A 24,220-nucleotide genomic window follows, 5' to 3' on the forward strand; every position below is an offset into this window, starting at 1 on the left:
ATTCGGTTCAGGAAGCGGGGCCTAATTTTCGGGTGCAGACAACGAAAGGACACCCGAATGAAACGTCTCCTGATCGCGCTCGTCGCCAGCTCCGTTCTGATTACGCCGGTCGCAGCCCTTGCCCAGCCGGCAGGATCCTTCGAGGTGGCGCAGAACTATGATCGTTCGCGTCGACCCGTCGATCGCGACTACGATCGTCACATGGACCGCCGCGTGGATCGTCACGTCGACAAGCACGTCACGATCGAAAAGCGGGTCATCGTCAAGAAGAAGGAGCGCTGGGCGCGGGGCCATCGCCTGTCGCCGGCCGAGCGTCGCCACATGGCGCAGGTGCGCGACTACCGTTACTACAAGCTTCGCCAGCCGCCGCGCGGCCAGCAGTGGGTGCGGTCCGGCAACGATTTCCTGCTGATCAGCCTTGCGACCGGCGTCATCGTCGGTCTGGCGGCAGCACGCTGATACCACCCACTGGGTTCAGCGAAGGGGCGGCGTTTCACGCCGCCCCTTCGCCTTTTCGGTGACCGGAGCGTGGGTTTTGCCGGTCGCCAAACAGCAGCAGTTCGATGGCGCCTGCCGCTTGCGGCGCGTCCTCGTCCTCCGGCTCATCGCCCAGAAACGGATCGAACATCGGCACCGGCCGCCCGGCGGCGTTGAGCGCCATGCAGATGAAGCGCGGTCGGCGCGGTGCGCGTGCGGCGTCGGCCATCAGGCGGCCCGTGGCGACCAACTGGCGAAGGGGTCGGCAAGATCGCGCCAGCGTTCCGGACGAAAACGCTCGTCGGCGATCAGGCAGGCATCGAGTTCGGCGCGAAGTTCCGCCTCGTCCATCGGGTCGGCGCCGATGAAGACGATCTCCTGGCGACGATCACCCCAGACCGGGTCCAGGTAGGGACCGACCGCCTTCAGGAAGCCGGGTTCGCGTGGCCATTGCTCCTGCGGCACGGCCGACCACCACAGCCCCATCTTGCCGGTGCGAACGAGCGGGCCGGCCTGGCTGATCTCGCCGACATAATGCGGTCGGGTCGCCAGCCAGAAGAAGCCCTTGGCGCGAAGCACGCCCGGCCAGGAGCGGTTGAGAAAGGCCTGGAAGCGCATGGGATCGAGCGGACGGCGGGCGCGATAGACGAAGGAGCGGATGCCGTATTCCTCGGTCTCCGGGATATGATCCTTGAAGCCGTGCAGTTCCTTATACCAGAGCGGGTGTTCTTCGGCCTTGGCGAGATCGAAGCGACCGGTTCCAAGGACCTCGCGCAGGTTCACCTTGCCGAAATCGGTTTCGATCAGCCGCGCATCGGGGTTGAGCCCGACGATGATCTTGCGGGCGGCATCCACCTGCTCGGGCGTGGCAGTGCCGACCTTGTTCAAGACGACCACATCGGCGAACTCGATCTGCTCGACCAGGAGGTCGACGAGAGTGCGTGTATCGCCTTCGCCCGCCGTTTCGCCGCGATCGGCGAGGAAATCGAGCGAGGAATAGTCGGCGAGAAGATTTGCCGCGTCGACGACGGTCACCATCGTGTCGAGGCGGGCGACATCGGCCAGGCTTTCACCGTGCTCGTCGCGAAAATCGAAGGTGGTGGCGACGGGCAGGGGCTCGGAAATGCCGCTCGATTCGATCAGCAGATAGTCGAAGCGGTTCTGTTCCGCGAGATTGCGGACCTCCTTCAGGAGATCGTCGCGCAGCGTGCAACAGATGCAGCCATTGGTCATTTCCACCAGTTGCTCTTCCGTGCGCGACAGATCGGCGCCGCCGTCACGCACCAAAGCTGCGTCGATGTTGACCTCGCTCATGTCGTTGACAATGACGGCGACGCGCAGGCCGTCGCGGTTGGAAAGCACGTGGCTGAGCAGCGTCGTCTTGCCGGCGCCAAGGAAGCCGGAGAGAACGGTGACGGGGAGCTTTTCCATCGATTGGTTCCTGTATGTTATATCGTTACAGATGCAGTCGTTAAAAAAGGCGAGCGCGATTGCTCGCCTTATCCGCGTGTGAAACCGGCCTCAAGCCGCGGCATGCCTCGGTTCCCGTCTAGGCAGATCTTCGCTTGACGTTTCTGTATTCCCGGTCGGCCGCCAGGCTCGTCATCCTCGGGTCAAGCCTGCGGATGACGGATCAAGCGTGAAAGTGAAGGAGAGGGGTGGGCGCCCCCATAATCGAGCCAGGCGAACGCCCACCGATACCGTCTTGGGAGGACGGGTCAGCTTGCCGAGGTGAGGCAGGTCTTCAGCGAGGTGCCGATCCCTTCCATCATCTGGAAATAGAGATCGGGGCCGGCCTCCAGCGTACCGGCTTCCGGGTCCAGCGTTCCGGATTTCGCCGGCGTTCCCTCGATCACTACATTGATCAGCTTCGGTTCGAACTGCGGCTCGGCGAAGACGCAGGTCGCGCCCAGTTCCTTGATCTTGGCATGGATCTGGGACACCCGCTCCGCACCTGGCAGTACCTCGGGGCTGACGGTGATCGAGCCGGCGACGCGAACCTTGTAGCGGTGCTCGAAATACTGGTAGGCGTCGTGGAAAACGACGAAGGGCTTGTCCTTGATCGGCGCCACCGTCTCCGTGAGCTTGGCGTCGAGTGCGTCCAGGCGCTTGTTCAGCGCGTCCAGATTGGCCTTGTAGGCGCCGGCATTATTGGGATCGGCCTCGGTGAGCGTCTTTTCGATCGCGGCCGCCATCGCCTTGGCATTCATGGGATCGAGCCACATGTGCAGATCGGTATCGCCGTGGCCGTGATCGTGGTCATGCCCATGATCGTGCCCGGCTTCGCCCTCCGCATGCTTGTGGCCCTCCTCACCATGACCCTCGTCGCCGTGGTCATGCGCCTCGAACGCACCGCCTTCACGGAACTTCAGTTTCTGGATGCCTGGGGCTTCGCTGAGTTCCACCACCTTTGCGCCGCTTGTTAATGCGTCGAGCGGCTTGTCGAGGAAGGCTTCCAGGCCGGGACCGACCCAGAAGACCACCTTTGCCGCCTGCAAGGCCGACGCGTTCGAAGGCTTCATGTTGTAGGTGTGCGGGGAGGCCGCGCCCTCGACGATCAGCGACGGCTCGCCGACGCCCTGCATGATCGAGGCGACGAGGGAGTGGATCGGCTTGATCGAAACCACCACATTGGGGCTGTCGGCCGCGGCGGGTGCCGCAAGAAGCATGGTGGAGGCAAAGAGCAGGGCGGATGTCGATTTCATCGGGTTCTCCGGGCTTGATTGACGCCCCTGTCCGCATCGGCCAGAGGTACTGTCGGGCATGCAAATCTCTCGCTTCAACAGGCCGTTGATTGCCTTGAAGTCGTAATGTAATGTTATTACATCAATTGCGTTATGCTATAACGTGTGCGATAGCCAGTGGCAACCATGCAATCCGGAATTTTTTCATGCTGAATGTCCGCTCCCCAGAAACGCTGCCGCTGGTCAATCTCAGCAATGCCGGCGTGCGCCGCAACGGCCGCTGGCTGGTGCGCGGCGTCGAGTTCTCGATCAGTCCCGGCGAGATCGTCACGCTGATCGGGCCGAACGGTTCGGGCAAATCGACGACGGCGAAGACGGCGATCGGGGTGCTCAAGCCGGACGAGGGCTATGTCGAGCGCAAGCCGGGCCTCAAGGTCGGCTACGTGCCGCAGAAGCTCGCTGTCGACTGGACGCTGCCCCTGACGGTCGAGCGGCTGATGACGCTGACCGGTCCTTTGAAGGGGCGGGAGATCGAAGAGGCGTTGTCGGCGACCGGCGTGCTGCATCTGGCGAAAGCCGAGGTGCAGCATCTCTCCGGCGGCGAGTTCCAGCGCGCGCTGCTCGCTCGCGCCATTGCCCGCAAGCCCGACCTGCTGGTGCTCGACGAGCCGGTGCAGGGGGTCGATTTCAGCGGCGAGATCGCGCTCTACGAACTGATCAAGCAGATCCGCAACCGCACCGGCTGCGGCATTCTCCTGATCTCGCACGACCTGCACATCGTCATGGCCGAGACCGATACGGTCGTTTGTCTGAACGGCCATGTCTGCTGCCGCGGCACACCGCAGGCGGTCAGCCAGAGCCCGGAATATCAGAAGCTTTTCGGCAGGCGGGCGGCCAATACGCTTGCGGTCTACAGCCACAATCACGACCACACCCATCTGCCCGACGGCCGGGTGCTGCATGCCGACGGTTCGATCACCGAACATTGCTACCCTGGCGACGGCCATCACCACGACGAGGAAAATGTGCACGACCATGGCGAGGATTGCGGCTGCGGCCACCATTCGAGGCTGCATGGCTATGACGTGAAGGAGAAGCGCGATGCTTGACGATTTCTTCGTGCGCGCGCTGATCGCCGGCGTCGGCATTGCCGTCATGGCCGGGCCGCTCGGCTGCTTCGTCATCTGGCGGCGCATGGCCTATTTCGGCGACACCATGGCCCATTCGGCGCTGCTGGGCGTGGCGCTGTCGCTGCTGCTCGAACTCAACCTGATGCTCAGCGTCTTCATCGTTGCGGCCGTCGTCTCGGTGCTGCTGCTCTTCCTGCAGCGGCGCGGGGCGCTGTCGACCGATGCGCTGCTCGGCATCCTCTCACACTCGGCACTGTCCTTCGGTCTCGTCATCGTCGCCTTCATGACCTGGGTGCGCATCGATCTCGTCGGCTTCCTCTTCGGCGATATTCTCGCGGTCTCCGAATCCGACATCGACATCATCTGGGGCGGCGGAATTCTGGTGATCTTTGCGATTGTCTATCTCTGGCGCCCGCTTTTGGCTTCGACCGTTAATCCGGAACTGGCGGAAGCCGAGGGGCTGAAGCCGGAGCGCACGCGGCTCTTTTTCATGCTGTTGATGGCGCTGGTGATTGCGATCGCCATGAAGATCGTCGGCATCCTGCTCATCACCTCGCTGCTGATCATCCCGGCAGCAACAGCACGGCGCTTCTCGACCTCGCCGGAAATCATGGCGGTGCTCGCCTCGGTCATCGGCGCGCTCGCCGTCACCGGCGGGCTTTTCGGCTCGCTGCACTGGGATACCCCGTCGGGACCGTCTATCGTCGTTGCCGCGGTTGGGCTTTTCGTTCTGAGTCTGCTACCGATCGGCCGCCGCCCGATCGAGGCGGCGCATCATTCCACGCCTGGAGGGCACCACTAATGGCTACGCCGCAACTGACCAAGAACCAGACGCTGGTGATGGATGCGCTCAGCCATTCCGAAGGGCCGATGAGCGCCTACACCATCCTCGACAAGCTGCGCGATCATGGATTTCGCGCACCTCTGCAGGTCTATCGGGCGCTCGACAAGCTGCTCGAATACGGTCTCGTGCATCGGCTTGAGAGCATCAATGCCTTCGTTGCCTGCACCTGCCCGCACGATCACGAGCACGACCATGGCGTCACGGCCTTCACCATCTGCGAAGGCTGTGGCCAGGTGACCGAATTTCATGACGAGGCAATCGAGCAGCGGCTTTCGACGCTGACGCGGGCGCAAAACTTCAAGACCGAAAAGACGACGATCGAGATTCGCGGCCATTGCCAGAGCTGCGCGTAAGGGCGGTTGCTTCAGGGAGGCCGGAAAGCGCTCCCTGAACTGTCCTGCGGTCAATCCAGCCGCGTGAGATCGGCGGCGTAGCGCCGCCAGTTCTTGACGTAATGCGCCGCCGAGCGCTTCAAGCCTTCCACCGCCGCCTCGTCCAGCGTGCGGATCGCCTTGGCCGGCGCGCCGACGATCAGCGAATTATCCGGGAACTCCTTGCCTTCGGTGACCAGTGCATTGGCGCCGACCAGGCAATTGCGGCCGATCTTGGCGCCGTTGAGCACGGTTGCGCCCATGCCGATCAACGAATTCTCGCCGATGGTGCAGCCATGGATGATGGCGCCGTGCCCGATGGTGCAGCCTTCGCCGATCGTCACCGGGAAACCGGGGTCGACATGGATGACGACGTTTTCCTGGATGTTGGTGCGCGCGCCGAGCCGGATGGGTTCGTTGTCGCCGCGCAGAGTTACGCCGAACCAGATGCCGACCTCGTCGCCGATCTCGACCTGGCCGACGACATTGGCGTCCGGGGCCACCCAATAGCTACCCTTCGGCGGCGTCTGTGGGCGCAGTGATCCAAGGGCGTAGAGCGGCATCCATTCTGTCCTTTCGCAACATGGCCGATTGCGGCCGGGCGGCAGGCGGCGGACCGCCTGCCGGAAGTGAGCCGGTCAGACGACGCTGACGGCGAGTGCCGCAACGCCATCGACGCCGCAGGTGACCTCGTCGCCGCGCGCGACCGGTCCGACGCCAGAGGGCGTGCCGGTCATGATGACGTCGCCGGGGGCCAGTGTGAAGAGCTTGGAGAGTTCGGCGATGATCTCCGGCACTTTCCAGATCATCTGGTCGAGATCGCCCTGCTGGCGCAGTTCGCCGTTGACCTTCAGCCAGATATTGCCGTTGACCGGATGGCCGATCGTTTCGGCCGATGCGATCGCCGAGAGCGGGGCGGAATGCTCGAACGCCTTGGCGGCGGCCCAGGGCTTGCCAGCCTTCTTCGCCTCCGCCTGCAGGTCACGGCGGGTGAAATCGATGCCGACGGCATAGCCATAGACGCAATCGAGCGCGTCCTCGACGGCGATGTTGCTGCCGCCACGCTTCAGCACCACGACCAGTTCGACCTCGTGATGAACGTCGATGGTCAAGGGCGGGTAGGGGAAGGCGCTACCGGCGGCAAGCAGGTTGTCCGGGTTCTTCTGGAAGAAGAACGGCGGCTCGCGGTCCGGGTCGTGGCCCATTTCGATGGCGTGGGCGGCATAGTTGCGGCCGACGCAATAGACCCGGCGAACCGGAAAGCCGACGAGGCTGCCGGAAATCGGCAGCAGCACGGGAAGCGGTGGGGGGATGATTGTTTCCATGATCGTCCGGTCTTGGGCATCCGTCTGTCGCAACCGACAGGAAGAACACCGCGCGTTTGTTGGGTGCTCGCCGTTGGCCGATTTCGGTTGAGGCGAGGCAAGAGAGAATCCGGACGTTACTGCATAAATCCGCGAATCGGAATCGATCCGCAGAAAAATTAGGAACAAGGATTGGGGACGAAGATTTTGATTAAGGCGCGCCCACCTGGGCGCGCGCGATCACGGCATCCGAAAGGATGCCATCATCGGCAAAGTCAGGCGCAATGAGCGTAGGCCTGAAGCTGGTCGCGGGTCAGGAACCGACCGTCCGAACGCGAATTGAGTTCGGGATGGCTGTATTCAAGGCTGGGGACCTGGGGAAGCTCAAGGGCCTGGCGCACGGTCATGATGCCGAGATCACGACGGCCACCTTCACGCTTCACGGTGACTTCAACGATGCGATAGAGATTGCTCTCGCTCATATGTTCTCTCCCGTATATCGTTTTTCTTGAATTCCCTTGTGGGACTAAGGCGCTCCGAAATGGGTTTTTGTGAGGCACCTCAGAATATAGTAGAAAGAAATGAATGCTTCACGACAGAAATCGGGCCATTTCTGGAAAAATCACCCGAGATTGGGCAGTAATGTGCTGAAATGATGCGTTTGTCGGGCGAATGCCCGGAGCTTGAACAATCGTAATCGGCCATCAGAGGCCGTGGTTTTCAATCAAAATATCATTGTGCCGCTTGCCCGATGGCAAGCGCTCGCCACCTTGACGGCGGCATCTTCAATTCTGCGCCGACTGGCGCGTCAGTGCGTATGCAGCTCGGCTTCTTCGGCGGCCGAGATGAACAGCGATCGGGCTTCCTCGGGGGTGCGACGGCCGTCGATGGCGGCACGGCAGGCACTGCGGGCGGCGACATAGAATGGTCCGCGGCGAGGCCAGTGGTCTGCAAGGCAGGCGAGGGCGTCTGAGGGGCCTTTGACGGTGCGGCAATCGCCGCTAACGAAGTCGAGTTCGATCGGCTGTTTCCAGACTAATTGCATGCGTCTCCTCCTCGAGATCATCTCAATGAACATCGGCATTTGCGACCGCCGGCGTCTGGCTCCTCTCGAGAGCGCCGACAATCGATCTTGCTAATGTAGCGCAGGAGTTTGCTTTTGTAAGCAGCTTTTCGGCTATGGCAGGGCCGGCTGCCAGCGGCGGTGGCGAAGCCATGTCGTGCGAACGTCGCTGGTGGCGTTATCGGGGCATATCACGCTGCAATCTTTCGGCAAATGCGCGACCGGCAATGAGCAGTCGCCCCTCGCTCGTATTGCCTGCGAGATAGTCGTCGATCAGCATCCTGGCATGGCGCCGCGCCGGCTCCCCGTCGCGTGCCCAGCCCTGCTCAATGCAAAGCGCGTCGAAGACACGCTGCAGCCTCGCCATGTCGACCTTCGACAGCGCCAGGCATTGTGTCGCTCGCAATGGGGCCACCCGTCCCTCCCACAAGGTCGCATTCCCGCGTGCACTATGGCAGAAGGCCGGCGAATTGAACCCCTCGGGAATGAGGGGTTATACGGGCACGCCCGTTGCCGTCGGGATTGTCAGGCCGCCGGGACGACGCGGTCGACCTTGGTGCGGCGGCCGCCTTCCTCGATCCGGTAATAGTCGGAACCGATCTGCGCATACTGGTCGCAGCGCCGGCCGCCATCCTCGAAGGTGATGCAAACCTCATCGCCGGTAATCGTGTAGCTGCCGCCGTCGCGCACCTCGTAGTCGCGATAGCCGTAGCGGCCGTCGGCGAAGAAGGTCGAGTTGACGCCGTTGAGATTGTAGCGGAGCGTCTTGCCGACAAGAAAGGCCTGGAGCGCATCGCCCGACAGCGTCGGAACGGACGGGGCAGTCGGCCGGGGCCTTGCGACTTCGGGCGCCTCCAACTCCATCGATTGGCATCCGGCCAAGAGAAGCGTGAGAAGTGCCGCGATCGCGCGTTTCATGCCGTCCGTCCTTATTCCTGTGACCGGTAACGATACAGGAACGCTGCCCTAGTCCTGTCCGCGAGCGCCGTCAAGCCCGTGAGGGGTGGAACGGAGAGGGCGAGGCGGGCCGATCAATCTGCCTTCCTTCCGTTGGCAATCACACGCTCGTCCTCTGTCGTTCAAAGCCGCAAAAAAAAGTGCCTGTCGCTCAGAAAAGGCTCGCGCCAACCGATGCTGCCACCGTGGCCGCCAGTGCCAGCAGCAGAAATGCGGCGCCGATGACGGTCGCTATTGTCCGCCGGCGCCGTGCGCCGCTCCAATCGTAGCTCATGTTTCGCTCCGATGACGATCCAGTCGATGCGGCACAATCGGTGATTTTGCTTAACAAAATGGAAACCATGCCCGAATGGGCGCGCGCCGGCGCGGCGCCCCCATTGGGGGCACTTTGACGGAACCCAGTTGGTAATCTCGTCAGCCTCGTATCGCGAGGAACTCGCAGGCGTCGTTGTCGCGCAGCAGCTTGTCGCCGCAGGGCTGATCGTTGTGACGCTGGGCGATCCGTGATAGCTCGTCGCGCAGTTGTACGAATCCCGATGACGTGTTCGGTCACCCTGCCGTTGATTTCGGAGCGTTTTTTCGGAGTTCCGGTGTTCGGGCGCGTGCGGCACGCCATGCGGCGTGCGCTTTCGACCCACACACGCCAAGATGGAAGGAAGCAGGGGTATCCATGCGCTGCCTGGTGATCAATCTCGACCGTTCCCCTGAGCGCCTGATCCATATCGGTAGCCAGTTTTTTACCCTCGGCCTTAATTTCGAGCGCGTCGCTGCCGTTGATGGGCGAGAGCTCGATGACTCCGTTCTGGCGATGCAGCCGGCGTCGAAGCAGTGGAAGAGGATGAACAAGGCCGAGATCGCCTGCTTCATGAGCCATCGGAGTTGCTGGGCCATTATTGCGGAAGGGAACGATGCCTATGGCGCGGTGATCGAGGACGATGTCTTCTTTTCGCCGAGCGCCACCCATGCGCTGTCGTCATCGGATTGGATACCGGCCGAAGTGGGGCTGCTGAAGATCGAGACCTTCCGGCAGAAGGTGTTTCTCAGCCGCGCCCGTGTGCTCGCCGATGCCGCGCGCTCGATCCACGCGTTGCGGGGATGCCATGTCGGCACGGGCGGCTATGTCATCTCTCGGGACTATGCAAAAAGACTGCTCGATCTTTCGGAAGCGGCGTTTCCATGCCCCGTCGATCATTTCATGTTCGACGACGAGGTGCCGCGGCCGGAGGACTGCCGCATCCATCAGCTCTATCCGGCCGTCTGCATCCAGGGCATGCTGCTCGACAGTGCCGACCCCGCGCATGGAAGCACGATCCGCAAGCCGGCCGGCGCAACGGTCCGCGTGAAGCCAAAGCTCAGGATACACCAGAAGCTCTGGCGCGAGTGCAAGCGCCTGTTCTTGCAGGCAGCGGCGCTGCCGCCGTTCCTTTTCCGCAGCATTCGCTACCGCTGGACGGCCGTGCCGTTCGGCTAAGCCTGACGCTGTCCACGTTGGCGGCATTATCACTCATTTGCGCTGCGCGTTTTGCGGCCGAAAGGCGGGCAGGGCGATCTTCATCCAGGCCCGCTCTTTCTGACGTCATCCAACGTCACGCATTCAGAATTTCATGCATCGGACTGCCGGCCGGAACGCCACTTGGCTTCAGGCGGGAGTTGCAGAGATGAAGAAAGGACGAGCGGCTGGTCGCCAGGTCGCGAACGGAAAGCCCGGGTTCGTACAGCAGGCCCGTGCATTCGAAATGCAGATTGTAGAAGGCATCTATGCTGAACGCGTGGTTCGTCAGGTTCATCTCGCGCACGTGGTGCGTCAAGAGTTGCGGACCGATGACGCCCCAAGCCTGATCTGCGACATGCACCGGAAACCCGAGCTTTTTCCGCAGTGCCATCTTGTTTCTCTTGCGGGAGGGGATCCAAGGAGGAATGAAGTAGATATCCTCTGAAGCTTTCAAGATATTCTTCAGCAAATGACTCCCAGACGGCATCTTGAGAACCGCATTGCAGATCAGCTTGGAACTTTCCCAGCCAAATACATATTCGTCTTCGAAAAAAGGCTTCAGGCAATACACATCGCAGTCGACGTAGAGGCCCAGGCTCTCCCGTTGGATACGGTAACGATAGATGTCTGAGGCAAAAGCCAACCTGTTTGCTTCTCGAAAAATCTCAACTTCCTGCACGGACATCAGTTTGCTTGCATCGAATAATCTGACGCCCTCAGGCGCATCTTCGGGCATTCCAAAGGCGTGCAGAACGACATCATAGCCGTTGCGGAGAAAGGATCGCAAACAGGCGGCATGGACAGGGCCGAGCTGCTTGCCGATCCAAACTGTGTTGACAATATTCGACATCAATCCCTCATTGCGACGGTCAGCTCTAACTAAACAAAAATTGTGGTTTGTAAACGAGTTAGACGGGTTCGAGCCTGCCGTCATTCTCGCGTCTACGCCTTCGTGCGCCCGACAAGACTGCTCGGCCTCAGATGTCGGTCGCGCACGCTGGTGAGAGTGGTCGGGGCCTTCAACTCTGTCCGGTCTGCCACGTCTTCTAACCTTGGACTGTCTGCCCTCTCGCATTCTGCGGATCCACGCGGTATATGACCCGGGCCCATTGGGGCGCATTGGCCTGACGATGCTGCCCATGGATTTACGACAAGCCCCGGACCACTTGCTACAATGTAGCAATCGCCCAGCGACGGCGGTCAGAGCAGGGCTCAAGCAAGAGCTGACAAGAGATGATGAAGACAGCGCAAACGGTTGAGAGCGTGGGTGGGTGCAGGTACTTCAGGGGACCTGTCTTTGCCGTAGCGCCCATGATCGACTGGACGGACAGGCATTATCGCTTCTTCGCGCGGCAGTTGTCGCGGCATGCGCTGCTTTATACGGAGATGATCGTCGCTGAGGCGATCCTGCGGGGGGACCGGCAGAGGCTGCTCGGCTTTGATGCATCGGAGCATCCCGTCGCGCTACAGCTCGGCGGCAATGATCCGGCGAAGATGGCGGAGGCGGCACGGATCGCCGAATCCTTCGGCTATGACGAGATCAACATGAATGTCGGCTGCCCGTCGGACCGGGTGCAATCCGGCACGTTTGGCGCCTGCCTGATGCAGGAGCCGGCGACGGTGGCTGCCTGCGTTGCGGCGATGAAGGCGGCGGTAAAAATCCCGGTCACGGTCAAGTGCCGGATCGGCGTCGACGATCAGGATCCGGAAGTGGCGCTGCGCACGCTCGTCGCGCAGGTGGTCGATGCCGGCACGGATGCCGTCTGGGTGCATGCGCGCAAGGCCTGGCTGCAGGGCCTGAGCCCGAAGGAGAACCGCGAGATCCCGCCACTCGATTATGGTCTCGTGCATCGGCTGAAGCAGGAAAACCCCAATATTTTCGTCGGCATCAACGGTGGTCTTCAGACCCTTGATCAGGCGCTTGAACAGCTTCAGCATCTGGACGGTGTCATGCTTGGCCGCGCCGCCTATCACGACAGCGCCATGTTGACGTCGGCGGATCGCCATTTCCCGCATCCGCTGACCGGGGCCGAGTCCGTCGTTGAAAACGGTGCCACCTTCTCGGAGCGCGGCCATCGCCTCGATCTCGATTTCTGGCTCGGCGTCCGCGACGCCATGGCGGACTACGCCGCCGCGCATATCGCCAATGGCGGACGGCTGATCCATGTGACGCGGCATATGGTCGGCCTGTTCCAGGGCTGGGCGGGCGCCAGACGCTATCGCCAGATCCTGTCCTCCGATGCGACCCGCCAGGGCGCGGGTCCGGACGTGATCCACGCGGCCTTCGAGGCGGTGTTCGAGGCGACGGCGGCAAAGCAGGCTGCGGAGTAACTGAGAACCGCTGAGAACGATCGAATGAAGCGGTTTGAAATCTACCTCGACGATCAGCTCATTGGGCACACGGCGTTCGAGAACGGCGATGCCGCAATGGGCGTTGCGTTTGGACGGTTTTTGCCGACCAGTGCCTATCGCCGCGACATGATCACCGACGATAGCGTCATCGTCGTCAAGATCGGGGATACGACGATCAGATCGACCGGCGGCGCGTACATCGAAGACTATTTCGAGGAGATGGGCGAAATCGAGGTCGCGATCCTTGGCGTGGATTGCCCGCCGTATAACGCGTTGTTTCCGGAGCACGAGGCCGCTTACGAGGCGGGGTTTCGGAACTGATGGACAGGATTGTCCGGGGCATGCCCCTGGAATACCGATCCCTCAAAACGAAAACGGCACCCCTTGCGGGGCGCCGTTTCCAAATGAATGTCCGACTGGACGATCCGGCTTAGGCAGCCTGGATGTTGACGGCCTTCGGGCCCTTGCCCATGCGATCCGGCTCGGTGTCGAAGGTGACCTGCTGGCCATCCTTGAGGGTAGCGAGGCCAGCGGCCTGAACGGCGGAGATGTGTACGAACACGTCCTTCGCGCCGCCATCCGGCGTGATGAAGCCGAAGCCCTTGTCCTGGTTGAAGAATTTTACGATGCCCTTGGTGGCCATGGAAGAAGTCCTTTTCCTTCAGTCAATTTGCGTTGCCCGCGCCCCCTGGGGGATGTGGGCATCTCGTCTTCCGCTTGCAAGCGGAAAGGCGTCGAGTGGTCACGATATCGGGGAAAAGACGTCTACGGTGCCGCTGCCGGCGGTCCCGACACAAGGCCGGGCGCAGTTGAAAGTCCAGTCTCCGGGATAGAAATCGCCCGAACGGCGGAAGAAGTGACAGGATTTGCAGAAAAAGGCAAGCGCCTTGTGCGCCGCTGCAAGCCGTCCGGCCTCTGTCTTTGCAGGGCTTTGGCCGGTTCTCGACCGTCGCTTTCCGGGCAGGGAGAAAAATCGGGGATGGCAGGTTTCCGGACACAATTTCGTCCCGACCGCGACCGAACGTGCGCGCCGCCAACGGGCGTTCGCGTCTTGGGGTGGACTGCCGGGGGTAGGCTTGCGCCTCGCTATAAGACTTGCGCATCCCCAGGATAACGCGCAGGTTTTACCGAAGGTTGGTTCCGTCTCGGCCGGCAATGGCTTAGCGATGCCCTGCCGGTCGCGCAAAGCGGGACGGCGTGACGTGCCTGAAGAATGCGCCGACGGCCTTGGCCTGCGGTGGGAGTGAAATACGGAGAGGGACAGCGTGATCGACCCTTACGAACTGCTTGGACTGGAACGCGATGCCGACAATCAGGCAATCCGCAACGCCTATCGCAAGGCGGCGAAATCCGCGCATCCGGATTCCGGCGGCGATCCCGAACAGTTTGCCCGGCTGCAGGTGGCCTATGAGCTGCTCAAGGATCCGGTCCGTCGCAAGGTCTATGACGACACCGGCTACGATCCGCAGCTGGCCGACGCGCGCGATCTCAAAGGCCTGATGATGCTGGAGACGCTGGTCAACGAGTTCATCCTCGACGAGCGCGAGCCCGGCAGCTTCGATCCCGTCGCCGCCATGCGTCGCAAGCTTTCCGACGATATCGTCAAGAGCCGCTTCCATATTCTCGAGCTGGAGCGTCACCGCGCCCGCGTGCGCAAGCACCTCGACCGCCTCGGCCGCCGGCCGGAGACCGACGTGCTCGGCTCGATGCTGCGCGCCCGCTCGCGCTCGATCGCCGAGGCGATCAAGAATACCGACGAGCAGATCAAGACGATCGAGCAGGCCTATGAAATGCTGGAAGGCTATTCCTACGAGCTGGAGGCGCTGGCGGTGAACGCCCACGCGGCGGAATAGGCGGCGCCGTCTCGACTTCTTCCCTTTGCCAAGCGCGTCGGGGCGGTGGCAACAGCCATGCTCTGCACAGCTCGCGGACGGCCGACGTCAGCCTCGATACCGTACGCAATCGGGTTATCGGCGATCTCAAGAGCGGCGCGGCGGCCGGGAGGCGAGTGCCCGCCGGTGCAAGCGGAACGCGGCCTCGTTTCAAGGGCTTGAAGTGCGAGGCATTGATGCCAAAAGTTGTGGCGCGGGGCGGCGCAGGTGACAGCGCGCGCCCCTTCGCCTTACGCGCTATCGACGCCCCATGAACAGCGACAGCGACGCAAAATCGTCGTGCAGGTGGCCGGCGTCGATGGCGCGGCGGAAGATCGCCTCGTAGCCGTCGGTGATCGTCCGGTCGATGCCGCGGGCGGCCATCAGCTCGACCAGATGGTGGAAAGCGCCATAGTGCGGCGAGACCGAGGACAGCGTCTCGCCGTCGGCGGCATAGCGCCCGGCGGCACTGCGCCTGATCAGGTCGCCGACGAGGCCATCGATGACAGGCGCCGTCGCCGACCATTGCTTGCCGAGCGTTTCGAGATCGATCGCCTCGGCGCGCGAAACCGCGATCGCCTGCAGTCCGCCGAACAGCGCACCCCACATCAGGGCGAGCACGGCGCTGTCGAGTGCGTTGGCAAGGCCCGGATCGGCGCCGATATGCTGGACATTGCCGCCGAGCGCGGCGAGCACCGCGCGGCTTTCCTCAAATGCTGCGGCTGGGCCGGAGACGAGCAGCGTGCCCGCTTCGGTGCCGATGAAATCCGGCGTCGCCAGGATTGCGCCGTCTAGGTAGCGGATGCCATGTCGCCCGGCCCAATCCTGCACCTCGCGGGCGCCGTCTGGCGTGCCGGAGGTCAGCTCGATGATCAGCTTGCCCTTGAGGGCGCCAGTGACGTCGGGGTCGCGCAGCAGGCTTTGCGTCGCCTGGTAGTCGCTGACATTGACGATGACGATGTCGGACGCGGCGACGGCGTTGCGCACACTGGCCGCCACCTCGGCTCCGGCAGCGGCGAGCGACGCCGCCTTTGCCGGCGTGCGGTTCCATACCGTCGTCGGGTGTCCGGCCTTCAGCAGCGCATGCGCCAGTGCCGATCCCATTCGCCCCATTCCCAAAACGCTGATTGCAGGTTGCATGTCCAGTCTCCATATCCATGGCGCGGGTCGGCGCTGGTGCGCGTCCCGCTTCGATTGTTCGACGCGACGGGATTGTCGTCGCGGCTGAGACGTAAGGTGGGGCAACCCGGTCGCAATACGCACCCGCGGGTAAGTGGTTACCCCTGCGTAAGGGAGGAAGACATGACGGATGCGATGGAGAACTGCGGTTTCATGACCGCGCTGCGGGCGATCGAGGGCAAGTGGAAGGTCGATATCCTCTGCGAACTCGGCAAGGCGGCGCGCCGCTTCGGGCGCCTGCGCCAGGCGATGCCCGCCATCAGCGAGAAGATGCTGGCGCAGCAGCTGCGCGAACTGGAGGCCGACGGCCTCGTCAGCCGCACCATCTATGCCGAAACGCCGCCAAAGGTGGTCTATTCGCTGACCAAACGCGGTGCTGCGCTGAACGTGGCGGCGGATGCGCTCTGCAAGTGGGGCGAAGAGTTCGGCGACGCGGGGCAGGTCGAGGCGAGGGCGGTTGCGGCGGGCTGACCGCCGCGACGTCAGCGTGGCTATGTGCGAGATCGCGTTCGAGCGGCATTGAAGCCACGATGCCGGCCGCAGCAGCTCCTCGATCTGTTGCCGGGTCCGTTGGCGCCGCGATCTTGGCGGCTGCAGCCCTGTCTGCCTCCATCCCTGCTCGTGACAGGGATCACGTAGCCATGCGGCCGCACGGCGGACAGCGCCGGCAGCACGCTGGGGCTTGCATTCTCGGAAATGAGCCCTTCGCGCCGCAGACGCGGCGCTGCTGGATTCCTGTGACAGGCACAGGAATGAGGGCGGCCGGGTAAATCCCGGCAATTCTTCGGCGACGCTGCTGACGCCGCGAGCCGATTTTATGAGAGGGCCGCGCTCCGGTTACCGTCGTCACACCTATGCCGCCAGGATCTCTTCGGATGCGTCCCTCTCCTGTCACAGCGATCCAGCCGCCGCGCGTTGGCGCGGCTGGAAATGCCGAGCCAACGCACTCAAGTCCCCTTGGTTGACCGACGCATCCCGTCGCGCGGCAGATGCGATGCTGGCATCAAGCGACGGGCACAGGAACGGGCGCGGCGGGGGGGCCTGGGTCGGGCAGCCGCCGCGCGCGCCGGCCTACTTCACCACCACATGGCGTTTCTTGCCGAGCGAGAGCCGGAGCGGGCGCCTGCCGATGGTCACCAGTCCGTCCGCATCCTCGACGACCTCGCCGTCGATGCGGACGCCGCGGCCGCTGATCGCCCGCCGTGCCTCGCTCTTCGACGACGCCAATCCGGCCAGGACGAGCAGGTCGACCAGCACCACGCCGGCGGCGCGCTCGGCGTCGAGTTCGACCGTCGGCAAGCCTGCGGCGGCTTCGCCTTGCCCGAAAGCCTGCCGCGCCGTTTCGAGCGCCAGCCTTGCAGCATCGACCCCATGCACCAGCGCCGTCGCCTCGTTGGCGAGCCGTTCCTTCACCGCGTTCAGTTCCGCCCCTTCGGCGCGGCCGAGGCTCTCGATCTCGTCGAGCGGCAGGTCGGTGAAGAGTTTGAGGAAGCGCGCCACGTCGGCATCCTCGGCGTTGCGCCAGAACTGCCAGTAGTCGTAGGGCGACAGGCGGTCTTCGTTGACCCAGATGGCGCCGGCCGCCGTCTTGCCCATCTTGGCGCCGGAGGCGGTGGTCAAGAGCGGCGTGGTCATGCCGAAGACTTCGACGCCCTCGATCCGCCGCAACAGATCGACGCCGCCGACGATGTTGCCCCATTGGTCGCCGCCGCCGAGCTGCACCCGGCAGCCGGTGCGGCGGAACAGTTCGAGGAAATCGACCGCCTGCAGGATCATGTAGTTGAATTCGAGGAAGCTCAAATTCTCCTGCTGCTCCAGCCGCGTTTTCACGCTGTCGAAGGAGAGCATGCGGTTGACCGAGAAATGCTTGCCGACATCGCGCAGCATGTCGATCCAGGCCATCCGGTCCAGCCAGTCGGCATTGTTGACCAAGACGGCATCGGTCGGCCCGTCGCCAAACGTCAGCAGCCGCTCGAACACTTTGCGGATGCCGGCGACATTCGCCGCGATTTCCGCCTCCGACAGCATCGGCCGCGCCGCCGAGCGAAAGCTCGGATCGCCGATGCGCGTCGTGCCGCCACCGATCAGCGCGATCGGCTTGTGGCCCGCCTGCTGCAGCCGCCTGAGCGCCATGATCGGCATGAGATGCCCGACATGCAGACTGTCCGCCGTTGCATCGAAACCGGCATAAACAGGCACGATGCCGCCCGCAAAGGCGCGATCGACGCCCGCAAGGTCCGTCACCTGGTTGACATAACCGCGCTCGACCAACGTCCGGGCGATCGCGGACTGCGGTTCAAAGGCATCGGTGGGGTTGTCTGCATCTGTCATCGGTACTCTCCATGGCTATGCCGCCAGGAAGCACCGAACAAAACAAAGCCGCCTGACGGCGGCTTGTTTCAAGACATGATCGAAACGCGCCGCTCCCTATGGGGACGTCGCATAATAGGTGGCAGCGATGAGCGCAGTTTTGATCATCGGGAGGTTGTAGCTGGGAATGGGGGAGGCGGCAAGTGGGGGAGAAGATTGGGCCTGCGTGAGAAGGGGCGTAGCAATCCAAATCTCGACCTTAGCTGCCTGCTGTCGATCGCTGAGAGGGAGTACTTGTCAACGTCGACTTCCACGATCGAACGGTTCGAAGGTCAGCGCTCCTGTGTTTCACTAACCTGTAGATTGTTTTTTGTTGAAATTGCAACCATTTAAAGAATCTTCTAAAACGGTCAAGGAGCGTATCTCTTTGAGTAGGAAGGCAGAATATGTCGGGTAGGGGGCAGCATTTCATACCGCAGCACTTCCAGAAGCCGTTCACGGTCACCGACTCCAAAGATCAATTGTGGTTACATCGGCGAGGAAAGCGAGAGCCCATTCTGGTAGCGCGAAGCGACGCGGCAAAACAGCGTGATTTCTATTCCGAGCCCAACCTCGACGGTGTAAATACGCTCGATGATCTGATTACCGAATACGAACACACCATATTTGCGCTTGTGGATGAGTTGCGTCACCTCTCTGCTGGTTCTCAAGTTGATGGCGCAATCGCGGCTGAAGTTGCTGTACATTTTGCTGTGAGATCGTCCCATACGCGAAGTGTCATCTCCGCTGCCTCAAGCGGCCTGGCGAAAGCGCTTTCTGCAATCATCCGTGAGCCTCAAATGCTGGGGAGCCGACGACTTCCTTCGCATCGGCCGCCCGAAGCTATTTCACAAGCGATACTCGAACGAATCACGGCAAACGAGTTCGACAAGGTCACGGGCGTTAACTCGTCTGCGCTAATGCGGATCGCATACATCGCAATCCGAGAGCAGATAGATCAGCTTGTTGACGAGGCACGTAGCACCCTCTCAGTTGTGGTTGATCAGTTTGCTGATGGGGCGAAGACAATGGCTCGTGACACTCACAGAAAAATGCTGTCAGAATCCCTTGCTCCAAGACATAGGGTATCTGTGCTTCAAGAGCTTAGCTGGAAAATCGTCGCTCACGAATGTGGTGCCGCAATCCTCCCGGATTGCATCTGTATAGCTAGCGACAGTTCCGGGAAGTGGATGCCCCTGATTTTAGGCAATGATATTTCGCTTCTTGTCTTGCCATTGTCGCCAAATGCACTTCTAGTTGGGAAAATAGAAGGTGAATTATCCTTTGAGGCAGCGGATTTTAACTCTATTGCCGCTAGTTCGTGTTTTGACTTCTTTTTGGCGAAAGAGCCGATTGGTATCAAAGGCTTTGACTCGGCGGCGTTGGGTGGGAGTGTCCGTAGTCAAATTGACGGTCTTATATCAGGGGGCGTGCTGGAAGCATTCGACGAATATTTTCGGGTGCAGCCATCTGACCAAGCTTCTGCTCTAGAGGGCATCAATGAGTACCCCGAACCATCAGGCCATCACAGCTATCAGATCTCCCTCTTCGATTTTGGCGACAACGCCTTCGCACAGGAAGTCGCGACTGCCCTGATTGCGCTGATCGACGAATATGGACTTGGACAGGCATGCCTTACAATTGATGGCTTTACCTTCGCACATGACTATCAGGAAGCGATAAAAACCGTTGAACGCGGTTTCCAAACATCAGGACCAATCCAGACCATTGCATCTCCCCTGGCTACCGGAGTGGCAATGCCAATTACAGTTTTGAGAGACAATAGACCTCAAACACGATTTGTAATTCGCGGATTCGTAGCCGAGGGTCTTGCTTCGTCAGACGATGAATATCGAAGAATGTCAGCGGAAGTCATCCGCGATCTGCTCGCCGGCGCGTCTTTGGATTTCCTTGTGCGCACGCGGTTTTCCAGTTGGATGCTGCGTCCCATTGAAACACCTATTGAGTCCTTCTTCTATGGACACGCTGGTGGCCTGTTTGATGTCTACTTTCGTAGCCGAGCGTCCGCGTTGGATCTTAGGGATGCAGATTCTCATATCGAATCTTTGCAGGAGCATCTGCCGCAAATCATCGCTGATTGCATAACGAGGCGTCGTGCTTACAGGACTGACGCCGACCTCGATGGATTTTTAGATTTCGCATTCTCTAATGTAAAATTGTTGCTACTCCAGATTGTTCGGGTGCTTGGGGCGCATGCTGCTGTCGCCAAAAAAGCGACAACTCCTGCTGCACTTGAAGGATTGCTTCGGGAGTATCAACTGAGCGATTGGGCAAGGTTGTTTGCTAATGATTTAGATCAGTTTTATCTCGGTCTAGACGAGTGGAATGACTTCGAGCAGATATTTTTTACACACAGACATTTTGAGAGATGGTTGTTATTGCTCGGCATCGTCGTTGAAGAGAAAAAAGATGGGACGTTTTACGTTCATGTACCAATTGGTATTGACGCCGAGTATCTCGAAGGCCTGCAACACTGACTTTTCTGCATGCTGCGGCACGTCTCCTCGCTAGACCGACACTTTTTGCCGGAGTCTCTAGATCGATCATCAGTCGTGGGGACAGCGCAGGCTAGCGTCGTGATCCTTCGCGGGGGCGTGGGATAATCTGGTGTCAGCTACGGCTGCGCCGTGACCTTACAAGCGCAGTTTTGATTCACCGCCCTCTCTTACCTTCGCTCCGACCCGCCTGCAACTTCCGGTCCACCTGATCCTGAACCGGTGCCGGCTTCTCCCGCGTGAAGATGGGGTTCTCGGCACTTGGTGGATCACCAGCTTTTCGATGCGGCCAACTGTCATTTCGTCCGGTGTGTTCCTGCAGAATAGCGATCGGTCCGGGCCACAACGTTGTAGGCTATCTCGTTGAGGTCGGGTTTCTCGAAGTCGCCATCGGATAATCTGTCCCTTATGAGGAAGACGCCCCGCCACAGGCAGGCGGGGTATCTTGGCGGAGGAAGGGGCTTACCCGCCTCTGTCCTGCCGGACATCTCCCCCACAAGGGGGGCGCTGGGCTCGCCATTGCCGGATCGTTTGATCTCGTAGGAGTGACGAGGCTGACTATCGTTTGGCTACCGCCCCGGCCTTCCCGTTTTCCCCTTCGTCCGACCCTTCTGCCGCTTCTGGTCCGCCGGGTCCTCATACGACCCCACACCCGGCTTTGCCCGCGTAATGATCGGCTTGTCCGGCACATGACCGATGACCGGTTTTTCGGTGCGGCCGACGGTCATTTCGTCGAGGGTGTTGCGGCGGAACAGGGATTTGTCCGCGCCGGCGGGGGTGGCGACGTCGCGGCCCATCTCGTCGAGGTGGGGTTTCTGGAAGAGTGATTTGTCATCCGTGGCTTTGGATCCTCGGGTCGAGCCCGAGGATGACGGAGAAGATGGGGATGACGGAGAGGCGCCACCCTTGCGGCTCTCCAGCGACTTCGCCTCTTCCCGTGCCATCGGGTCGTCCATCGCTGCGAGTTCGGCGGCCTTGAGGCGTTTGATTTCGTCGCGCAGGCGGGCGGCCTTTTCGAAGTCGAGGTCGGCGGCGGCGTCGCGCATCTGTTTTTCCAGCGCGTTGAGGTGTGCCTGCAGGTTGTTGCCGACGAGGTGGCCGCCGTCTGCAAAGCCCTTGCCGGCGACGCCGGAGATGTCGGCGCGGACGTGGTCCTTTTCGTAGACGCTGTCGAGAATGTCGGAGATCTTCGCCTTGACCGATTCCGGCGTGATGCCGTTGGCCTCGTTATAGGCCATCTGCTTCTCGCGGCGGCGGCTGGTTTCGTCCATGGCGCGCTGCATCGAGCCGGTGATCTGGTCGGCATAGAGGATGACCTTGCCGTCGACGTTACGCGCCGCGCGGCCGATGGTCTGGACCAGCGACGTTTCGGAGCGGAGAAAACCTTCCTTGTCGGCGTCGAGAATGGCGACGAAGCCGCATTCGGGAATGTCGAGGCCTTCGCGAAGCAGGTTGATGCCGACGAGCACGTCGAAAGCACCCAAGCGAAGATCGCGGATGATCTCGATGCGCTCGAGCGTGTCGATGTCTGAGTGCATGTAGCGGACGCGAATGCCCTGTTCGTGCAGGTATTCGGTGAGGTCCTCGGCCATGCGCTTGGTGAGCACGGTGACGAGCGTGCGGTAGCCGGCGGCCGCCGTCTCGCGAATTTCGCCGAGTACGTCGTCAACCTGGGTTTTCGCCGAGCGCACTTCGACCGGCGGGTCGATCAGGCCGGTCGGGCGGATGACCTGTTCAGCAAAGACACCGCCGGACTGTTCCAGTTCCCAGCTGCCGGGCGTTGCCGAAACCGCGATCGTATCCGGGCGCATCGCGTCCCATTCCTCGAAGCGCAGCGGGCGGTTGTCCATGCAGGAGGGCAGGCGGAAGCCGTATTCGGCCAGCGTCGCCTTGCGGCGGAAGTCGCCGCGATACATGCCGCCGATCTGGCTGACGGAGACGTGGCTCTCGTCGATGAACAGAAGGGCGTTGTCGGGGATATATTCGAACAGCGTCGGCGGCGGCTCGCCGGGATTGCGGCCGGTGAGGTAGCGCGAATAGTTCTCGATGCCGGCGCAGGAGCCGGTCGCCTCCAGCATCTCGATGTCGTAGCGGGTGCGCTGCTCCAGCCGCTGCGCCTCCAGCAGACGGCCGCCCTTTTCCAGTTCGGCGAGGCGATGCACCAGCTCTTCCTTGATCGCCTTGATGGCGCCGTTCAGCGTCGGGCGCGGGGTGACATAGTGCGAGTTGGCGTAGATCTTGACCGACTTCAGGTCGCCGGTCTTCTGGCCGGTCAGCGGGTCGAACTCGGTGATGGCGTCGATCTCGTCGCCGAACATGGAGATGCGCCAGGCGGCATCCTCCAGGTGGGCCGGGAAGATCTCGATGGTATCGCCGCGCACCCGGAACGAGCCGCGCTGGAAATCCATGTCGCGGCGCTTGTACTGCTGCGCCACCAGGTCGGCCAGCAGCTGCCGCTGGTCGAGCCGGTCGCCGACGCTCATCTGGAAGGTCATGGCGGTATAGGTCTCGACCGAGCCGATACCGTAGATGCAGGAGACCGAGGCGACGATGATGCAGTCGTCGCGCTCCAGCAGCGAGCGGGTGGCCGAGTGGCGCATGCGGTCGATCTGCTCGTTGATCGAGGATTCCTTCTCGATGAAGGTATCCGAGCGCGGCACATAGGCTTCCGGCTGGTAATAGTCGTAGTAGGAGACGAAGTACTCGACCGCGTTGTCGGGGAAGAAGTTCTTGAACTCGGAATAGAGCTGGGCGGCCAGCGTCTTGTTCGGCGCGAGGATGACGGCGGGGCGCTGCGTCGCCTCGATCACCTTGGCCATGGTGAAGGTCTTGCCCGAGCCGGTGACGCCGAGCAGCACCTGGCTGCGCTCGCCGGAATTCAGGCCCTCGACCAGATCGGCGATCGCCGTCGGCTGGTCGCCGGCCGGCTGGTATTCCGACGCCATGCGGATCTCGACGCCGCCTTCGGATTTCGGCGGCCGGGCCGGCCGGTGCGGTGTCCAGAGCTTGCCGTCCTTGAACAGCGGGTTGCCGCTTTCGATCAGCGCCGACAGCGCTTCGACCGTCGCGGTAACGCCCGAGGTCGAGGTCAGCTTGGCGGCATCTTCCAGCGACACGTCGAGGCCGGCGACCGGATTGAGGCCGGCGGCGGCGCGGGTCTTCGGGTCGGTCGAGCCGCCCATGGAGGTGCCGCGCGCCGACTTGCTGCCGACGATCTCGACCTTGCCCTTCTTGCCCGCCTTCTTCGGCTGCGCCTCGTCATCCGCGCCGGCAGCCTTGCGCGCCGCCTTGGAGGCGGCGATCTCCACCGTCTTGCGGTGCTTGCCGGCCTTGGAGGCGATCTGGCGCTGGGTTTCGAAGGCGGAGGCTTCCGCATCCGCCTCGAGCTGCTTCACCCAATCGGAAACATTGCCGGAAAGCGGCGCGCCGGAAAACGGCGCCTGAGGCGCTTCTTCGAAACCGGACGGAGAGGAGGGCTTCGGCGGTGCATTCTTCGGAGCTTTGGTCATGGCGGGGAATATGGCGAGAGTCCGGTCGAAAGAAAAGGGGCGCAAGAGTACAAAACGGCAACATTTCTCCCGCGTATCGGTTGCGAAATTTCGGCCCGGACGCCACGGTTGTCATGGCCGAT

General features: G+C 61.8%; 25 protein-coding genes. 10 read left to right on the forward strand and 15 right to left on the reverse strand.

Going from position 1 to position 24,220, the window contains the following annotated elements; all coding sequences use genetic code 11:
- Positions 1-57: 57 nt before the first annotated feature.
- A complete protein-coding gene (locus JVX98_RS11290) occupies positions 58-459 on the forward strand; it encodes an RcnB family protein (RefSeq protein WP_034788451.1) in 402 nt (133 codons plus the stop codon).
- A gap of 34 nt (positions 460-493) precedes the next feature.
- Here JVX98_RS11290 and JVX98_RS11295 read toward each other — a convergent pair whose 3' ends face one another.
- The 3 genes from JVX98_RS11295 to znuA form a co-directional block, all read right to left on the reverse strand.
- The gene (locus JVX98_RS11295) at positions 494-706 is read right to left on the reverse strand and encodes a hypothetical protein (RefSeq protein WP_192446340.1); all 213 of its coding nucleotides are present in this window, start codon (positions 704-706) and stop codon (positions 494-496) included.
- Complete coding sequence (locus JVX98_RS11300) at positions 706-1,908, reverse strand: GTP-binding protein (protein ID WP_205238643.1); 1,203 nt, start codon at positions 1,906-1,908, stop codon at positions 706-708. Before JVX98_RS11300 ends, JVX98_RS11295 begins: the two co-directional genes overlap by 1 nt.
- Positions 1,909-2,195: 287 nt before the next feature.
- On the reverse strand, positions 2,196-3,182 hold the full coding sequence (gene znuA, locus JVX98_RS11305; RefSeq protein ID WP_205238644.1) for a zinc ABC transporter substrate-binding protein ZnuA: 987 nt from the start codon (positions 3,180-3,182) through the stop codon (positions 2,196-2,198).
- 185 nt (positions 3,183-3,367) lie between these two features.
- On the opposite strand from znuA, the gene JVX98_RS11310 reads away from it, so the two are divergent.
- From JVX98_RS11310 to JVX98_RS11320, 3 genes are read left to right on the forward strand one after another with little or no spacing between them, the layout of a single operon-like run.
- Positions 3,368-4,270 carry a metal ABC transporter ATP-binding protein gene (locus JVX98_RS11310; RefSeq protein WP_205238645.1) on the forward strand — a complete coding sequence of 301 codons (903 nt, stop codon included), beginning with the start codon at positions 3,368-3,370 and terminating at the stop codon, positions 4,268-4,270.
- Positions 4,263-5,093: a zinc ABC transporter permease subunit ZnuB gene (gene znuB / locus JVX98_RS11315; RefSeq protein WP_205238646.1), complete on the forward strand. Its 831-nt coding sequence runs from the start codon at positions 4,263-4,265 to the stop codon at positions 5,091-5,093. The genes JVX98_RS11310 and znuB overlap by 8 nt, the downstream gene beginning before the upstream one ends.
- Positions 5,093-5,488, forward strand: a complete 396-nt coding sequence (locus JVX98_RS11320) for a Fur family transcriptional regulator (RefSeq protein WP_192446335.1) — start codon at positions 5,093-5,095, stop codon at positions 5,486-5,488. The genes znuB and JVX98_RS11320 overlap by 1 nt, the downstream gene beginning before the upstream one ends.
- A gap of 50 nt (positions 5,489-5,538) precedes the next feature.
- Here JVX98_RS11320 and JVX98_RS11325 read toward each other — a convergent pair whose 3' ends face one another.
- The 7 genes from JVX98_RS11325 to JVX98_RS32550 form a co-directional block, all read right to left on the reverse strand.
- On the reverse strand, positions 5,539-6,069 hold the full coding sequence (locus JVX98_RS11325) for a gamma carbonic anhydrase family protein (protein WP_205238647.1): 531 nt from the start codon (positions 6,067-6,069) through the stop codon (positions 5,539-5,541).
- Between the two features lie 75 nt (positions 6,070-6,144).
- Complete coding sequence (locus tag JVX98_RS11330; RefSeq protein ID WP_192446333.1) at positions 6,145-6,831, reverse strand: fumarylacetoacetate hydrolase family protein; 687 nt, start codon at positions 6,829-6,831, stop codon at positions 6,145-6,147.
- Positions 6,832-7,085: 254 nt separating this feature from the next.
- Positions 7,086-7,292: a hypothetical protein gene (locus JVX98_RS11335; RefSeq protein ID WP_034788476.1), complete on the reverse strand. Its 207-nt coding sequence runs from the start codon at positions 7,290-7,292 to the stop codon at positions 7,086-7,088.
- A gap of 326 nt (positions 7,293-7,618) precedes the next feature.
- Entirely contained in the window at positions 7,619-7,855 is a 237-nt protein-coding gene (locus JVX98_RS11340; RefSeq protein ID WP_192446332.1) for a DUF982 domain-containing protein, read from the reverse strand.
- Positions 7,856-8,051: 196 nt separating this feature from the next.
- Positions 8,052-8,288, reverse strand: a complete 237-nt coding sequence (locus JVX98_RS11345; protein WP_246765000.1) for a hypothetical protein — start codon at positions 8,286-8,288, stop codon at positions 8,052-8,054.
- 110 nt (positions 8,289-8,398) lie between these two features.
- On the reverse strand, positions 8,399-8,791 hold the full coding sequence (locus JVX98_RS11350) for a hypothetical protein (RefSeq protein ID WP_192446331.1): 393 nt from the start codon (positions 8,789-8,791) through the stop codon (positions 8,399-8,401).
- A 190-nt stretch (positions 8,792-8,981) separates the two neighbouring features.
- Positions 8,982-9,104 carry a hypothetical protein gene (locus JVX98_RS32550; protein ID WP_256442673.1) on the reverse strand — a complete coding sequence of 41 codons (123 nt, stop codon included), beginning with the start codon at positions 9,102-9,104 and terminating at the stop codon, positions 8,982-8,984.
- 396 nt (positions 9,105-9,500) lie between these two features.
- On the opposite strand from JVX98_RS32550, the gene JVX98_RS11355 reads away from it, so the two are divergent.
- A complete protein-coding gene (locus JVX98_RS11355) occupies positions 9,501-10,301 on the forward strand; it encodes a glycosyltransferase family 25 protein (protein ID WP_205238648.1) in 801 nt (266 codons plus the stop codon).
- A 115-nt stretch (positions 10,302-10,416) separates the two neighbouring features.
- Here the strand turns inward: JVX98_RS11355 and JVX98_RS11360 are convergent, their stop codons facing one another.
- The gene (locus JVX98_RS11360; RefSeq protein ID WP_205238649.1) at positions 10,417-11,172 is read right to left on the reverse strand and encodes a hypothetical protein; all 756 of its coding nucleotides are present in this window, start codon (positions 11,170-11,172) and stop codon (positions 10,417-10,419) included.
- A 383-nt stretch (positions 11,173-11,555) separates the two neighbouring features.
- Between JVX98_RS11360 and dusA the strand changes: the two genes are divergently transcribed.
- Together dusA and JVX98_RS11370 are read left to right on the forward strand one after the other, a co-directional pair.
- Positions 11,556-12,653: a tRNA dihydrouridine(20/20a) synthase DusA gene (gene dusA, locus JVX98_RS11365; RefSeq protein ID WP_205238650.1), complete on the forward strand. Its 1,098-nt coding sequence runs from the start codon at positions 11,556-11,558 to the stop codon at positions 12,651-12,653.
- A gap of 24 nt (positions 12,654-12,677) precedes the next feature.
- Positions 12,678-12,995, forward strand: coding sequence for a hypothetical protein (locus tag JVX98_RS11370; RefSeq protein WP_205238651.1), 318 nt, complete (start codon positions 12,678-12,680; stop codon positions 12,993-12,995).
- A 109-nt stretch (positions 12,996-13,104) separates the two neighbouring features.
- On the opposite strand, the gene JVX98_RS11375 is transcribed toward JVX98_RS11370, so the two are convergent.
- Positions 13,105-13,317 carry a cold-shock protein gene (locus tag JVX98_RS11375; protein ID WP_034788487.1) on the reverse strand — a complete coding sequence of 71 codons (213 nt, stop codon included), beginning with the start codon at positions 13,315-13,317 and terminating at the stop codon, positions 13,105-13,107.
- 622 nt (positions 13,318-13,939) lie between these two features.
- On the opposite strand from JVX98_RS11375, the gene JVX98_RS11380 reads away from it, so the two are divergent.
- Entirely contained in the window at positions 13,940-14,527 is a 588-nt protein-coding gene (locus tag JVX98_RS11380) for a J domain-containing protein (RefSeq protein WP_192446325.1), read from the forward strand.
- Positions 14,528-14,803: 276 nt separating this feature from the next.
- Here JVX98_RS11380 and JVX98_RS11385 read toward each other — a convergent pair whose 3' ends face one another.
- The gene (locus JVX98_RS11385) at positions 14,804-15,685 is read right to left on the reverse strand and encodes an NAD(P)-dependent oxidoreductase (RefSeq protein WP_256442674.1); all 882 of its coding nucleotides are present in this window, start codon (positions 15,683-15,685) and stop codon (positions 14,804-14,806) included.
- A gap of 162 nt (positions 15,686-15,847) precedes the next feature.
- Between JVX98_RS11385 and JVX98_RS11390 the strand changes: the two genes are divergently transcribed.
- Positions 15,848-16,195: a helix-turn-helix domain-containing protein gene (locus tag JVX98_RS11390; RefSeq protein WP_192446323.1), complete on the forward strand. Its 348-nt coding sequence runs from the start codon at positions 15,848-15,850 to the stop codon at positions 16,193-16,195.
- Between the two features lie 600 nt (positions 16,196-16,795).
- Here JVX98_RS11390 and tyrS read toward each other — a convergent pair.
- Complete coding sequence (gene tyrS / locus JVX98_RS11395; RefSeq protein WP_205238653.1) at positions 16,796-18,055, reverse strand: tyrosine--tRNA ligase; 1,260 nt, start codon at positions 18,053-18,055, stop codon at positions 16,796-16,798.
- Positions 18,056-18,480: 425 nt separating this feature from the next.
- On the opposite strand from tyrS, the gene JVX98_RS11400 reads away from it, so the two are divergent.
- Positions 18,481-20,571 carry a hypothetical protein gene (locus JVX98_RS11400; protein ID WP_205238654.1) on the forward strand — a complete coding sequence of 697 codons (2,091 nt, stop codon included), beginning with the start codon at positions 18,481-18,483 and terminating at the stop codon, positions 20,569-20,571.
- A 587-nt stretch (positions 20,572-21,158) separates the two neighbouring features.
- Here the strand turns inward: JVX98_RS11400 and uvrB are convergent.
- Positions 21,159-24,098, reverse strand: a complete 2,940-nt coding sequence (uvrB, locus tag JVX98_RS11405; RefSeq protein ID WP_205238655.1) for an excinuclease ABC subunit UvrB — start codon at positions 24,096-24,098, stop codon at positions 21,159-21,161.
- Between the last annotated feature and the right edge of the window lie 122 nt (positions 24,099-24,220).

This window comes from Ensifer sp. PDNC004 (assembly GCF_016919405.1).
GTDB lineage: Bacteria > Pseudomonadota > Alphaproteobacteria > Rhizobiales > Rhizobiaceae > Ensifer.

What these genes read in the sequence shown, in the direction of transcription:
- JVX98_RS11290 (WP_034788451.1), top strand. Translation starts at nt 58, where the DNA reads ATGAAACGTCTCCTGATCGCGCTCGTCGCCAGCTCCGTTCTGATTACG.
- JVX98_RS11295 (WP_192446340.1), bottom strand. Translation starts at nt 706, where the DNA reads ATGGCCGACGCCGCACGCGCACCGCGCCGACCGCGCTTCATCTGCATG.
- JVX98_RS11300 (WP_205238643.1), bottom strand. Translation starts at nt 1,908, where the DNA reads ATGGAAAAGCTCCCCGTCACCGTTCTCTCCGGCTTCCTTGGCGCCGGC.
- znuA (WP_205238644.1), bottom strand. Translation starts at nt 3,182, where the DNA reads ATGAAATCGACATCCGCCCTGCTCTTTGCCTCCACCATGCTTCTTGCG.
- JVX98_RS11310 (WP_205238645.1), top strand. Translation starts at nt 3,368, where the DNA reads ATGCTGAATGTCCGCTCCCCAGAAACGCTGCCGCTGGTCAATCTCAGC.
- znuB (WP_205238646.1), top strand. Translation starts at nt 4,263, where the DNA reads ATGCTTGACGATTTCTTCGTGCGCGCGCTGATCGCCGGCGTCGGCATT.
- JVX98_RS11320 (WP_192446335.1), top strand. Translation starts at nt 5,093, where the DNA reads ATGGCTACGCCGCAACTGACCAAGAACCAGACGCTGGTGATGGATGCG.
- JVX98_RS11325 (WP_205238647.1), bottom strand. Translation starts at nt 6,069, where the DNA reads ATGCCGCTCTACGCCCTTGGATCACTGCGCCCACAGACGCCGCCGAAG.
- JVX98_RS11330 (WP_192446333.1), bottom strand. Translation starts at nt 6,831, where the DNA reads ATGGAAACAATCATCCCCCCACCGCTTCCCGTGCTGCTGCCGATTTCC.
- JVX98_RS11335 (WP_034788476.1), bottom strand. Translation starts at nt 7,292, where the DNA reads ATGAGCGAGAGCAATCTCTATCGCATCGTTGAAGTCACCGTGAAGCGT.
- JVX98_RS11340 (WP_192446332.1), bottom strand. Translation starts at nt 7,855, where the DNA reads ATGCAATTAGTCTGGAAACAGCCGATCGAACTCGACTTCGTTAGCGGC.
- JVX98_RS11350 (WP_192446331.1), bottom strand. Translation starts at nt 8,791, where the DNA reads ATGAAACGCGCGATCGCGGCACTTCTCACGCTTCTCTTGGCCGGATGC.
- JVX98_RS32550 (WP_256442673.1), bottom strand. Translation starts at nt 9,104, where the DNA reads ATGAGCTACGATTGGAGCGGCGCACGGCGCCGGCGGACAATAGCGACC.
- JVX98_RS11355 (WP_205238648.1), top strand. Translation starts at nt 9,501, where the DNA reads ATGCGCTGCCTGGTGATCAATCTCGACCGTTCCCCTGAGCGCCTGATC.
- JVX98_RS11360 (WP_205238649.1), bottom strand. Translation starts at nt 11,172, where the DNA reads ATGTCGAATATTGTCAACACAGTTTGGATCGGCAAGCAGCTCGGCCCT.
- dusA (WP_205238650.1), top strand. Translation starts at nt 11,556, where the DNA reads ATGATGAAGACAGCGCAAACGGTTGAGAGCGTGGGTGGGTGCAGGTAC.
- JVX98_RS11370 (WP_205238651.1), top strand. Translation starts at nt 12,678, where the DNA reads ATGAAGCGGTTTGAAATCTACCTCGACGATCAGCTCATTGGGCACACG.
- JVX98_RS11375 (WP_034788487.1), bottom strand. Translation starts at nt 13,317, where the DNA reads ATGGCCACCAAGGGCATCGTAAAATTCTTCAACCAGGACAAGGGCTTC.
- JVX98_RS11385 (WP_256442674.1), bottom strand. Translation starts at nt 15,685, where the DNA reads ATGCAACCTGCAATCAGCGTTTTGGGAATGGGGCGAATGGGATCGGCA.
- JVX98_RS11390 (WP_192446323.1), top strand. Translation starts at nt 15,848, where the DNA reads ATGACGGATGCGATGGAGAACTGCGGTTTCATGACCGCGCTGCGGGCG.
- tyrS (WP_205238653.1), bottom strand. Translation starts at nt 18,055, where the DNA reads ATGACAGATGCAGACAACCCCACCGATGCCTTTGAACCGCAGTCCGCG.
- JVX98_RS11400 (WP_205238654.1), top strand. Translation starts at nt 18,481, where the DNA reads ATGTCGGGTAGGGGGCAGCATTTCATACCGCAGCACTTCCAGAAGCCG.
- uvrB (WP_205238655.1), bottom strand. Translation starts at nt 24,098, where the DNA reads ATGACCAAAGCTCCGAAGAATGCACCGCCGAAGCCCTCCTCTCCGTCC.